Origin of the sequence: Paenibacillus sp. 598K (genome assembly GCF_003851045.1) — a bacterium.
Lineage (GTDB): Bacteria > Bacillota > Bacilli > Paenibacillales > Paenibacillaceae > Paenibacillus_D.
Window position 1 is genome coordinate 126,979 of the sequence record NZ_BFBX01000065.1, and the last position, 11,334, is coordinate 138,312.

15 protein-coding genes and 1 pseudogene are annotated in these 11,334 nt (G+C 52.1%); 14 read left to right on the top strand and 2 right to left on the bottom strand.

Features of this window, described 5'->3' with window-relative positions; translation table 11 throughout:
• From PA598K_RS36335 to PA598K_RS19175, 9 genes and pseudogenes are all read left to right on the top strand, one after another.
• Positions 1–1,148, top strand: a 1,148-nt coding sequence (locus tag PA598K_RS36335) for a carbohydrate-binding protein (protein WP_185602093.1), incomplete at its 5' end; no start/stop codon positions are given.
• A gap of 37 nt (positions 1,149–1,185) precedes the next feature.
• Positions 1,186–1,680: pseudogene (bglS, locus tag PA598K_RS19140) on the top strand (beta-glucanase); the annotation flags it as partial.
• 134 nt (positions 1,681–1,814) lie between these two features.
• Positions 1,815–3,578, top strand: a complete 1,764-nt coding sequence (locus PA598K_RS19145; protein WP_128658493.1) for a sensor histidine kinase — start codon at positions 1,815–1,817, stop codon at positions 3,576–3,578.
• Positions 3,553–5,208: a response regulator gene (locus tag PA598K_RS19150; protein WP_185602095.1), complete on the top strand. Its 1,656-nt coding sequence runs from the start codon at positions 3,553–3,555 to the stop codon at positions 5,206–5,208. Before PA598K_RS19145 ends, PA598K_RS19150 begins: the two co-directional genes overlap by 26 nt.
• Before the next feature lies 1 nt (position 5,209).
• On the top strand, positions 5,210–5,458 hold the full coding sequence (locus tag PA598K_RS19155) for a DUF7660 family protein (protein WP_128658495.1): 249 nt from the start codon (positions 5,210–5,212) through the stop codon (positions 5,456–5,458).
• Positions 5,459–5,467: 9 nt separating this feature from the next.
• Positions 5,468–6,055, top strand: a complete 588-nt coding sequence (locus PA598K_RS19160; RefSeq protein WP_128658496.1) for a histidine phosphatase family protein — start codon at positions 5,468–5,470, stop codon at positions 6,053–6,055.
• Entirely contained in the window at positions 6,045–6,443 is a 399-nt protein-coding gene (locus tag PA598K_RS19165) for a DUF5071 domain-containing protein (RefSeq protein ID WP_128658497.1), read from the top strand. The genes PA598K_RS19160 and PA598K_RS19165 overlap by 11 nt, the downstream gene beginning before the upstream one ends.
• Positions 6,444–6,486: 43 nt before the next feature.
• A complete protein-coding gene (locus PA598K_RS19170) occupies positions 6,487–6,993 on the top strand; it encodes a DUF6886 family protein (protein WP_128658498.1) in 507 nt (168 codons plus the stop codon).
• A 47-nt stretch (positions 6,994–7,040) separates the two neighbouring features.
• Positions 7,041–7,652: a histidine phosphatase family protein gene (locus PA598K_RS19175; protein WP_128658499.1), complete on the top strand. Its 612-nt coding sequence runs from the start codon at positions 7,041–7,043 to the stop codon at positions 7,650–7,652.
• A gap of 25 nt (positions 7,653–7,677) precedes the next feature.
• On the opposite strand, the gene PA598K_RS19180 is transcribed toward PA598K_RS19175, so the two are convergent.
• On the bottom strand, positions 7,678–8,163 hold the full coding sequence (locus PA598K_RS19180) for an SRPBCC family protein (RefSeq protein ID WP_128658500.1): 486 nt from the start codon (positions 8,161–8,163) through the stop codon (positions 7,678–7,680).
• 23 nt (positions 8,164–8,186) lie between these two features.
• On the bottom strand, positions 8,187–8,504 hold the full coding sequence (locus tag PA598K_RS19185; protein WP_128658501.1) for an ArsR/SmtB family transcription factor: 318 nt from the start codon (positions 8,502–8,504) through the stop codon (positions 8,187–8,189).
• A gap of 149 nt (positions 8,505–8,653) precedes the next feature.
• Here PA598K_RS19185 and PA598K_RS19190 point away from each other — a divergent pair, with 149 nt between their 5' ends.
• Genes PA598K_RS19190 through PA598K_RS19210 form a run of 5 tightly spaced genes read left to right on the top strand, consistent with a single transcriptional unit; the run spans position 8,654 to position 11,243 of the window.
• On the top strand, positions 8,654–9,016 hold the full coding sequence (locus PA598K_RS19190; RefSeq protein WP_128658502.1) for a hypothetical protein: 363 nt from the start codon (positions 8,654–8,656) through the stop codon (positions 9,014–9,016).
• 32 nt (positions 9,017–9,048) lie between these two features.
• Positions 9,049–9,624 carry a histidine phosphatase family protein gene (locus PA598K_RS19195; RefSeq protein ID WP_260405495.1) on the top strand — a complete coding sequence of 192 codons (576 nt, stop codon included), beginning with the start codon at positions 9,049–9,051 and terminating at the stop codon, positions 9,622–9,624.
• A complete protein-coding gene (locus PA598K_RS19200) occupies positions 9,621–10,301 on the top strand; it encodes an HAD family hydrolase (protein ID WP_128658504.1) in 681 nt (226 codons plus the stop codon). The genes PA598K_RS19195 and PA598K_RS19200 overlap by 4 nt, the downstream gene beginning before the upstream one ends.
• 3 nt (positions 10,302–10,304) lie before the next feature.
• The gene (locus PA598K_RS19205; RefSeq protein ID WP_128658505.1) at positions 10,305–10,613 is read left to right on the top strand and encodes a hypothetical protein; all 309 of its coding nucleotides are present in this window, start codon (positions 10,305–10,307) and stop codon (positions 10,611–10,613) included.
• Between the two features lie 36 nt (positions 10,614–10,649).
• Entirely contained in the window at positions 10,650–11,243 is a 594-nt protein-coding gene (locus PA598K_RS19210) for a hypothetical protein (protein WP_128658506.1), read from the top strand.
• Positions 11,244–11,334 lie beyond the last annotated feature (91 nt).

The following is an 11,334-nucleotide window of genomic DNA, read 5'->3' on the forward strand; positions in this document are numbered from 1 at the left end:
CGGCCCAGGCGAGCGTCGGCAGCGCGCTGACGGAGCGCAAGCTAACCGTGCGTCCGGCGACAGCCGGGCAGCCGGAAGACCTGGTGCTCGCTCAGGGGAATCTGTCCTTGACGGCCGGCAAGCTGTACCTGCTCAGCTTTGACGCTGCTGTGTCTGGCGATGTCGCGCCGATCGAGGTGAACGTCGGCACCGCCGCGCAGCCTGCGCTCTATGCCGACCATTCCTTTACGATCGGGACGCAGATGAGCTCGCACTCGATGATGTTCACAGCTGGTACTGATGCGGCTGCGACCGCCGGACTGCTGCAGTTCAAGCTCGGATCGCTCGCGAGCGCTCTGACGCTGGACAACGTTGCGCTCAAGGAGATGAAGCCTCCGGTTGCAGTCGACGGCATCAAGCGCCTGGAGGCGGAGGACTTCTCGGCCATGCAAGGGGTGCAGAAGGGCGAGGACGGCTTAAGCGTAGGCTGGATCGATCCGGGGGACTGGATGCAGTATATCGTCGATGTGAAGCAAGCCGATACGTATACCATCTCCTACTTCGTGTCCTCCGGTTATGAGGGCGGCGGCTCCCTGATGCTGCTCTCCAAGCAGGGCAGCGTCTTCACCGGCGACTTGCCCGCAGGCGAGATCTCCCGGGCGGATGCGGATCGGGCGTATGAGATGGATGTCGCCAACACGGGAGGCTGGGGATCGTTTATGCTGGTGAACCAAGAGGTAGAGTTGGATGCAGGCATCCAAACGCTGCAGCTGTATGCGCCTCACGTCAATGTGGATTACATGATCCTGACGGCCCACAACCATTCTGGCGCAACGGGCAATTTGATCCGCAACGGCACCTTTGATACCGATACGGTCACCTTTGACGCCTATTCCACGGTTGACCGACCTATCGAGATGGGATTGGGGTCGATCGATGCGAGCAATAACTATCAGTACACCGATTTCCTGAACGGCAGCAAGCCGCGTTTTTGGCTCACCGGGGAGAAGCAGCAGTATCAATTCAGCTTTGAGATGACTCATCCGAGCGAGACGAACAGCAAGCTTGAATTCGATCTGGGCCAGTACGTGGTTGGCGATACCGTATACGACACGCCGGGGACACTGTATCTGGACAATATTCAGCTTCACAGTACCGTCGTCGATTAGTTTGGTGAAGTGGCAAGGCGAGACTATTTGTGGAGAGGTGACCAGCTCCTCGTACAACAAATTCGACGGAGCCGAGTACCGAACCACATTCAAGACGGGCTATGGCAAGTATGAGGTCAGCATGAAGCCGGCCAAAAATCCAGGCATTGTCTCCTCGTTCTTCATCTATACCGGGCCGTCGGACGGGACGCCTTGGGATGAGATCGACATTGAATTTTTGGGCAAGGACACGACCAAGGTGCAGTTCAACTACTTTACAAACGGCGTTGGCGGACACGAGAAAATCATCGATCTGGGCTTTGATGCGTCTCAAGGGTATCATACGTATGCCTTCGACTGGCAGCCGGGCTCGATCACCTGGTATGTAGATGGCGTACAGAAGCACAAGGCCACAACCAACATTCCGACCCATCCGGGTAAGATCATGATGAATCTGTGGAATGGCATCGGCGTGGACAGCTGGCTCGGAGCCTATAATGGCGCCAACCCGCTCTATGCTTATTACGATTGGGTCAAGTATACGAGCAACTAAACGAATCGGAGACGTTACCCCAAACCAGCCTGAAACCGGTGATTGAAACGGCAGGCTGGTTTTGGTCGTCCTGCCCTAAAGTCATCATGTTCAATCGATAACACGTAGCGTATAATGTTGCACAAGGTGATCATATGGAGCTTAAACCGTGGAGATGGAAGCCGAAAATAACCTTATCCATGAAATTCACCCTGATTTTGCTCGTGCTGCTCGGCATCGTCCTGGCCCTGAACAGCAACGTCTATCGCGTAAGTGTGAATGTCATCGAACAGGATGTGCAGGCTTCGTATTATGAGCAATTGCGTTTTTTTCAGTCTCAATTGGAAAACCAAATCGACAGCCTGGCGACCAATGTGCTGGAGATGGAAGAGGATACGACGGTAAAGCAATTCGTCAATACAACTGCCATGGAGGATCTCTACGACCGCAACAAGCTGCGTCTGGGGGTACTGGAGAAAATCAAGCTGCAGAGCGCGTCCTCCAATTGGATGATGGATATAAGCGTCTATGTGAAGTCTCGCCAGGAGGTGATCTCTACCCGGTCGGACACGACGTATAACCTAGCGGTAGAGACGAGCGAGAGCAACCCGGACGGCATGATCTGGAGCTATGAGCCGGGTACGCGCAATGCAGTCAGCAACTTCGTCATGCTCCGCGATGGAGCAGACTACAGGATCGAGGCGCGATTCTCGGCCTCCTATATCGCAGCTATGCTGGACGGTTTCCAGCAGGACCACCATCGCAATACGTTGCTGTATCATGCGGAGCAAGGGCTTATCGGTACGGGCGCCGAGCATTTCCAAGCCTGGCTGGAGTCGGCCGATCGGGGACCGCTGAACAAGCCGGACAGCCGGATATTGCTGCTGGCGGGCGAGAGAGTGCTGGTCAATTCATTTCCCGTGTCAGGTCTGGGCTGGACCATCGTCGATCTGGTGCCGCTTGGCGGCATCGTGCTGCCGATTGAGGAGAGCAGGCAGTCGTTTGTGATGAGCATCCTGGCGATGCTCATTTTGTGTATTGTGCTTACCGCTCTTATCTACAGACAAGTGCAAGCGCCGATCAATCAGTTAATCTTGCGGCTGCGGGATATCCGCGCGGGCAAGTTCTCCTCCCGACTTTCTTCAGCACGGAAGGACGAGTTCGAGGCGGTGTTCGCCGGTTTCAACGGAATGGCGGACCACATACAGGAGCTGATCGAGAAAGTATACGAGGAGAAGCTGCGCTCCAAGGAAGCGGAGCTGAAGCAGCTGCAATCGCAGATTAATCCCCATTTTCTCTATAATTGTCTGTTCTACATTAAAAATATGGCGAAGCTGGGCGCGGAAGAAGAGGTGGTCGCGATGGCGTTGAATCTGGGCGAGTACTATCGCTACACGACCCGGCTGGACAATCCGGTGGCGACGATCCGCGAGGAGGTCAAGCTGCTGCAAAGCTATCTGAATATCCAGACGATGCGCTCCAACCGGATTCGCTATGATATGGATATCAGCGAGCAGATGCTGGATATCCCGATCCCTCGTCTGTTCATTCAGCCTCTGGTGGAGAATGCGATCCTCCACGGTCTGGAGAAAACGGCGGAGGGAGGCCTCGTCCGCATCGCTTGCCGCTTGATTGCAGGTGGCTTCGAGATCGGTGTGGAGGACTCCGGTGCGGGTGTTCAGGCCGAAGGGTTGGAGCGGTTGAGAGCCAGCATGCATAAGCCTCTGTCGGAGGAGTCGGGTTGCGGAATATGGAATACGCATCAGCGGGTCGTCAAAATGTACGCCCCGGGCTCGGGCCTGGCGTTCGCGACTTCCGAGCTAGGCGGCTTGCAGGTCGTGATCCGTTGCCTGCTGCCGATGTCGCCTATTCATCCATATGGGAGGGAATGGAATGCTGAGTCTGTTGATCGTCGATGACGAGTCTGCGGTTGTGGATACGCTCGCCTATACGATTCCTTGGGAGCAGCTGGAGATTCTGACGGTCCACAAGGCGTATTCCGCGAAGGAAGCGATCGCGATCCTGTCGGAGCATGCCGTGGATCTCATGATCGCAGATATCTATATGCCCGGGATGTCGGGGATCGAGCTGGCCGAGTATGTGCAGCAGCATCATAGGCATATCCGGTGCGTGCTGCTGTCGGGCCATGCGGAGTTCGAGTATGCGAAGCAAGCGCTAACGTACGGGGTATCCGAATATTTGCTGAAGCCTGCCGGCGACGAAGAGATTATCCGGGTGATCCGTAAGCTGGTCGAGCAGATCCGCGAGGAATGGCAGGAGGTGGTGTCCCGCAGTCGGGTCGTCGATACGCTCCGCGAGAGTCTGCCGGTGCTGAAGGATAAGCTCTTGAACGAAATGCTGTCCGGCAAGCTGCCGGAGGAGGGCGCCGAGCACTTGCTGGAGCTCTATGATCTGCCGTTCCGGCCCGGCGACGACATCCGGCTGATGCTGATCCGCATGGAGGAGAGCCTGCCCGAGTACAACCAACGGGATTTTTTCCTGCTGGAGTATGCGATCCTTAATATTGCAACAGAGATGTTCGGAGATGCGTATGATCTGTGGACGTGCAAGGATGCGTACGATCATCTGGTGCTGCTCGTAAGAGGCAGGGGGGAGACGCTGGCGGGAGGAGGGGCTGAGGAGAAGCGGGCCGAGTCCAAAAAATTCGACCTACTGGCCTTGCAGCTCCAGCGCAATATCGGGGTGTTTTTGAAGCGGGTAGTGTCCATTATCGTAAGCAAGTGGGGCGTATTTCCCGGCGATATCGGGCCTATGTACCAACAGATGATCGGGCAAGTACGCGGCAGGTTGGCCAATGAGTCTGGTTGCTTCCTCCCGGGCGACCTGCCCGAGGAGCCGGCTGCCCATCAGCCGCTGCAGCCTTTGTACGAGACGCCTTCTCTTCAGCATCTGTTGGACAGCAAGCAATGGGGTGTATACCGGGAGAAGCTGAGTACGGTCATTGCTCTGATGAAGGACATGCCCCATCTGTCGGAGGAGTATGTCCGGGAGGCGTACACGGTCATCTCCGGTTCATTCTACTATTATGCGCACAGACATCATCAGCTGCTCAGCGATCTGGTGGGAGACGCGGGCGTGCTGGATCGTACGGTTCGTTCGGTGCAGCAGTTGGCCGAGTGGGCCGAATATATGCTGGACAAGATCGAAGGCAGCGATCAAGCGGAGCAGCGGAGCGCCAAGGAGAAGCTGACGATGCGCATCAAGGATTATGTGGCGCGGAATTTGGACACCGCCTCTCTCCAAACAATTGCCGACGCCGTATATCTGCATCCGGTCTATCTGTCCCGCCTGTACAAGGCGGAGACGGGCGAAGCCATCAGCGAGTATATCCATAAGCAGCGGATGGAGCGAGCGGCGCAACTGCTGCGGACGCCCACCATTCGGATCTACGAGATTTCCGAGAGCCTGGGGTACCGGAACGCTACCTATTTCAGCAAGGTGTTCCGGGAGCAGTACGGCATGAAGCCGCAGGACTTCCGGGATCAGGGGATGCCGGTGCCCAATACTACGACAGAATGGAAAAATTAAAATGAACCCAACGCTCTTTGAATTAGTCAATAAGGTAGCGGACGAAACGACGTTTTTGAACTTTCTCGACGCCTTGCGAAAAGACAAGCTTGCAAATGAGGAATGGGCCAACGAGACGATCGAGCTGTTCCTCGATGCAGCGGTTGAATGGGGGACGGCTTCGACCAATGGATTGCCGTATTATGAAAAGCCCGACAACCCTTGGCGGAGATGCGCACAGATTCTGTATATGGGGAAAGTTTATGAATGAGAGGTGGCTATGAAAACGATCCTTTACATGGTCAGGCACGCTGAATCGCCTTATTCCGATGGAACGGAAAGAACAAGGGGACTTACGGACAAAGGCTGGTTGGCCGTTGAGAAGGTAACAGAGGTCCTGATGGGCGAAGGCATCGACCGGATCGTCTCCAGTCCCTATGCCAGGGCGAGATTCACGGTTGAAGGCTTGGCCAAGCAATTAAACCTTGCTGTCGAAAGCTATGAAGACTTGAGGGAACGGCATTTTATGCGGGAAGATATTCGTCTCAGCAACGAGGAGTTCATGACGACCTTAATAAGCAAGTTTGATGATCTTGACTTCGCTTTCCCAGGCGGCGAGTCCAATCGGGAATGTCAGCGCAGGGCAGTTGATGTGCTGAATACGATTATCGCCGAAAGCAAGGGCAAGAAAATCGCTATCGGAACACATGGCAATGTCATGACGATGATGATGAAGCATTTTGATGCAAGCTACGGCTACGATTTTCTTAGCCAGACCTCAAAGCCTGACATCTACAAGCTGGTATTCGATGAGCAGGAGCTAGTAGAAGTGACAAGACTTTGGGAGGCGTGGCCAGATGCGAGATAGGGAGGATCTGCTGCCAAAGGACAAACATGATTTTGAAAGCGTAAACGAATTGAAGACATTGGACAAGGCGGAGCTTGTGTTGCTAGTCCCCGATCTGCTGGAATGGCTGCAAGACATCAACTGGCCGATAGCTAGAGAGGTAGCCAAGCTTCTGTTGACGGTTCCCCATGAAGCCGTGCCCTACGTAGAAGAGGTTCTTGCTGGTAAGGATGAACTGTGGAAAATAGGGTGTCTGGACTACTTGGTAATAGACTTGCCAGTCGATGCACAGGAAAGGTTAAGAGAACGACTAGAAATCATGGCTTATCAGCCTACTAAAGGCGAGCAGGAGGAAGAAATACACCTGTCGGCAAAAAATATACTGGATAAGCTTAAACAATCCAGTTGAATAGTCGAGAATGGATAAGCCAAATGTTAGAAAGGAGGCGCCGATGTACCTTTATCATTTTAGCGAAGAGCCTCAGATTGCTATGTTTCATCCTCGACCAAGGAGTGAAACATTGCCTCCCGCCGTTTGGGCTATCGACGACGAGCACGCCGCCAATTATTTCTTTCCTCGGGATTGCCCGCGAGTCATATTTAGAAAGTCCGACCAAATGAGTGAAGAGGATAAGCGGCATTTTTTTGGCGACACCAGCGCGGACACGATAATTACGGTGGAGAATGATTGGCTAGATCGTATCCTCAATGTCAAGCTCTACAAGTACACATTCGATAGCCATAGCTTTGAGATGGAAGATGAAATTGCAGGCTATTATATTTCGCAGGAGCCCGTGAAGCCTGTCAAAGTAGAGCCGTTAGAAAATGTGTTGCATGAGCTTGTAAAACGAAGTGTGGAGCTGAGGTTTACGCCAAATCTTCATCCGATCAGGGAAAGGGTTATTTCCTCAACGGTTGACGATTACTCGATTATTCGGTTCAGGAATGCAAAACAGTAGCCTGGCCGCCCGTAAGTATGAGAGCGCTACGTATTGGAGGTATAAAGATGAGTGTAAACCTTTATTTAGTAAGGCACGCATTAAAGAAAAAAGAAATCGGTGATGTGCCTATAACCCCGGAAGGGAGAAAGCAAGCCCAAGACACCGCACAGTATTTTAGCACGATCCCCGTCACAGCTATTGTATCCAGCCCTCTCCGAAGAGCTCAAGAAACCGCAGCAGCTATTGCAGAGAGAACCAATGCAACCGTAAACATTGATGCTCGTCTGAGAGAGCGGGCCAACTGGGGCGACGTGCCGGATCAAACCTTTCAGGAGTTTGTTGAACTATGGGATCGCTGTACACGGGACCCTGACTTCGTGCCGCCTGTAGGCGATTCTGCCAAAGTAGCGTGCGATAGAATGTCTTCCTTGTTAGCGGATTTAGTTCAGGAATATCCGGCAGGCAGTCATATCGTTATCGTTACGCATGGCGGATTAATTACGGATTATTTAGCAAATACATATGCGGAAGAAACCCTCAATCGATTCCATCCTCAGTTTAAAATCGAGCAAAGTCAAATCGTTTCTGAATGCTCGATTACCAAACTGAGTTATGAAAATGAGAACTATACGATTGAATATTTTGCTTCCGTCGAGCATTTAAAGTCGGGGCGCTAAAAAACTTGCCTAGTCACAAAACGTCCTATCGAGCCTGTGTCAGCTCCGAAATTAATTCGCTGTATTGCGGATAAAGAACGGACCACCGCTCCTTGCGCTCATGAACGGTGCGGCCTTCGAGCAGGTCTTCGACCACATCGAGGCACACATGCCAGCCAGCCAAATCCTTGGGCGAGTGGTCGGTGAGCTGGCGGATTTTTTCGATCAGGATGAGCTTGCAGCCGCCAGTCTCGGGGTACAGCTCGAAGCGCACCTGATCCTCGCCCCAAGTATATTCCAACACCTCCTGCCATCGCAGCTCCAATATTCTCAGCTCCTCGAAGGTGCCGTCTTGCATGTCGAACTTGATGAGACCGCCTTCCTGCAGCAGGTCGATCTCAAGTTCCGAAAACCAGCGCTTCAGCTTGTCATTCTCCGTCAGATAGGCCCACACTTTCGCTACCGGGTGCTGCAGATGCCGCTCGTATCGGGCGGTATAGCCTTCCGCAGTCTGTTGTAAAACGGCTAACATGGATATCCTCCTTTGGATGGGGATTAAGGTCCCCCGGATTCGTCTAATGCGCGCTCCAAGTCATCCAGCTTCGTGGACCAATATTGGCGGTAAGGCTCGAACCAGTGATCTACTGCCTGCAGCGGAAGCGGGTTCAAGCGATACAAATGCTGCTTGGCCTCCTTGCGGAGCGTCACCAGACCTGCTTCACGCAGGATGCGCAAATGCTTGGACACACCAGGCTGACTCAGCGGCATCAGTGCAACAAGCTCGCCTACGGAGCGTTCGCGCACACGCATCAAATCCAGCAGTTGACGACGGTTGGGTTCAGCCAACACTTCAAACAATTGATTTGTGTTCATGAATTCATATTACCGATTGGTTATATTTCTGTCAAGCTATATGTTGATGGAGGCATCCGCATGAACCTGATTCGTGTTTCCAAAAATAGCAACTCTTGTTATGATGAATACATCTCTACAACTTAAAATGGATGAAAGAAGATGATGATTTGAATAGAATCGCTCTTTTTTTCTCAGTCATGCTCATGATCGCAGCCTCTGGCTGTCATTCACCAGATAAGCCTGGTTCTGCATCAAGCGCCGACTGGGCCATTTACTTCGTGGTGTGGAACAACGATCTCTACGAGATATTGGATACCTCTATCGAATCGGAACAGATCGACAGCGAAATAGGGGAAGTCAAACAGTATTCGGATGTGGAAGCGATCTACGGCAACGGGTTCTCGAATCGCTATCCTGCCGGGACCAAGCTGTACAAAATCACGGACACGGAGCCGTCGGAGTATATTGCGATCCAAACCGAAGGGGCCTATGTCAAAGCCAAAAACAATGGCCGTTATGGTGGGAAATGATGGTCGATAGGGAGATCAAGATTGTGGATACCATGATTTATTTCGTAAGACACGCGGAGTCGCCATTCGTTGCAGGCATGGAGAGGGAAAGAGGATTGTCGGAGACGGGGAGGCATCATGCGATGCAGGTGAAGGATGTGCTGAGAATCGAAACGATCGATCATATCCTCTCCAGCCCCTATGAAAGAGCGATACAAACGGTCAAACCTCTCGCCGACGAACTGCAAAAAGATATCGTATCCTATGAAGACTTAAGAGAGCGCGAGCTGGGATCAATCGGCGAGATGCGGTTCGAGGCGGCCAAGCGCAAGCTATACGCTGACTTCGACTACCATTATGATGCCGGGGAGAGCAGCTTCAGAGCAAGAGAAAGAGCGGTACGCATCCTGGACAACATCCTGCAGGCTTATGAAGGCCAAGGCATCGTTATCGGGACCCATGGGGATATCATGACCTTGATGATGAGCCATTACGACGATCGATACGGTATTGCGTTTTGGGAATCCACGTCCATGCCGGATATATATCGGTTGGCTTTTCAAGGCAATCAGTTAAAGGACGTTAAACGACTATGGCAAAGCTCAACCGAAAGGAATGATTCGAATTGAAGTTCAAGGCCGTTTTTCTTGATTTCTATGGTACCTTGGTCCACGAAGACGATGAAATTATCCCGCTTATTTGCGAGCGCATCCGAGAAAATGCCAAATTGCAATGCACGGCAAAAGAAATCGGAGGCTACTGGTGGAAGGAGTTTTCAAGGATTTTTAGAGACAGCTACGGAGAAGCGTTCCAATCGCAACGGTCGCTTGGTATCCAGTCCTTGCAGACGACGATCGAACAGTACCAATCCAATTGTGAAGCAGAGGAGCTGATACAGAAGCAGTTTGCGCATTGGACAAAGCCTAAGCTATATTCCGATACCCTCCCGTTCATCGAGTCGCTGCGCGGGACGCCAGTGTACATCGTATCCAACATCGATGGCGCTGATATTGCGCAGGCGATAGCTTACCACCAGATCAAGGTTACAGATGTGCTGACAAGCGAGGATGTCCGGTCCTACAAGCCAAGACCCGAATTATTTCTGGAAGCGCTCAAGAGAAGCAAGCTTGATGCACATGAAGTGATCCATATCGGAGATTCGCTGCTAAGCGATGTGGCAGGCGCTCAGGCGCTCGGCATCCATGCGGTCTGGCTCAACCGTCTCAACAAAACCTTGCCGGAAGACATCCAGCCCGATTATATTGCTCACGACTTGAATGAAGTTCGAGCTTATCTAGGAAGGTAAACCATGTTCGAAAACTACAGCTTTGATCCAGGCACAGTTACGTATAATCCCTATCGGCTAAGTCCTGACGATATGACAGATATAAGTTGGTTATCCGAAGACATGCTACAAGTTCAATTTCCAGAAAATTATGTGCTCGACGTGGGCTGGTATGGCCGAGCAGCAACGCTCAAAGGTGTGTTCAGGATCTATATCGTACAAGACGGGAAATGGGAAGCTCCGTTATACAATGAAGAGTATAGATCTATATCTGAATTGTACGAGGGCATGGATATAGCTATTGCAAAAGTGAGAGCGTTGCTGCGCAGCTAGAGCTAGAGTGATTATCTTATATGGAGGGAGTAGAGAATGGCCTACACAAAAGCGGTTATAACCGATCCGTATTACGACCAGCCGAAATGGATGCCCAACGAAGTGAGGCGCAAGCCATACCTGTGCCTCTCATCCGAGGCAAGCAGTCAGGATGTCGAACTGTTTCTGACGCATCTGCTGGGCTACATGAACATTAGCGTTGACCATTCGATGGAACACTCCCTGCAAGAATTATTCGAGCAAGAGCATGTCGCCATTTCGGGTGGAGTTGCTTTCTTTGAGGATGAGCAAACCTATATTTTGCCGAGCTGTTGTTGCGGCTTGGAAGATTATCCAGAGATTGTGGCGACGATAGGCAATAAGCAAAGTCCATGGCTGGGCCACGATCCTTCGCCGGAACTAACCTACACTAACCATCAAGTCTATGTCTGGCCGGACGAGCCCACAGGCTCGGAGAGTCAAAGCAATTGTATCGCGTTCTCCTACGAGGAGCTTCAAGAGAGCCTGGCTACAACCTCGCAAGAGATCATCGGATTCATAGAAGGCCCTTTGGATCGTTGGATTCGTCAAGAGAATGCTGCTCTTGCCGAGACGATGAAAGAGAAAATGAAGCAGTGGATACTGAAATGATAGAGATTCGAGCCTAGCTACAGAAGTTTAGTGCTTCCGCAGATAGGAACGAATCTCTTTTTATTTATATTCTAGTACTCCGTACCGCAAG

Excerpts from the sequence above, each read along its gene's own strand:
- PA598K_RS19155 (WP_128658495.1), top strand. The coding sequence starts at position 5,210 with ATGAACCCAACGCTCTTTGAATTAGTCAATAAGGTAGCGGACGAAACG.
- PA598K_RS19160 (WP_128658496.1), top strand. The coding sequence starts at position 5,468 with ATGAAAACGATCCTTTACATGGTCAGGCACGCTGAATCGCCTTATTCC.
- PA598K_RS19170 (WP_128658498.1), top strand. The coding sequence starts at position 6,487 with ATGTACCTTTATCATTTTAGCGAAGAGCCTCAGATTGCTATGTTTCAT.
- PA598K_RS19150 (WP_185602095.1), top strand. The coding sequence starts at position 3,553 with ATGCTGAGTCTGTTGATCGTCGATGACGAGTCTGCGGTTGTGGATACG.
- PA598K_RS19175 (WP_128658499.1), top strand. The coding sequence starts at position 7,041 with ATGAGTGTAAACCTTTATTTAGTAAGGCACGCATTAAAGAAAAAAGAA.
- PA598K_RS19180 (WP_128658500.1), bottom strand. The coding sequence starts at position 8,163 with ATGTTAGCCGTTTTACAACAGACTGCGGAAGGCTATACCGCCCGATAC.
- PA598K_RS19165 (WP_128658497.1), top strand. The coding sequence starts at position 6,045 with ATGCGAGATAGGGAGGATCTGCTGCCAAAGGACAAACATGATTTTGAA.
- PA598K_RS19145 (WP_128658493.1), top strand. The coding sequence starts at position 1,815 with ATGGAGCTTAAACCGTGGAGATGGAAGCCGAAAATAACCTTATCCATG.
- PA598K_RS19210 (WP_128658506.1), top strand. The coding sequence starts at position 10,650 with ATGGCCTACACAAAAGCGGTTATAACCGATCCGTATTACGACCAGCCG.
- PA598K_RS19195 (WP_260405495.1), top strand. The coding sequence starts at position 9,049 with ATGATTTATTTCGTAAGACACGCGGAGTCGCCATTCGTTGCAGGCATG.
- PA598K_RS19185 (WP_128658501.1), bottom strand. The coding sequence starts at position 8,504 with ATGAACACAAATCAATTGTTTGAAGTGTTGGCTGAACCCAACCGTCGT.
- PA598K_RS19205 (WP_128658505.1), top strand. The coding sequence starts at position 10,305 with ATGTTCGAAAACTACAGCTTTGATCCAGGCACAGTTACGTATAATCCC.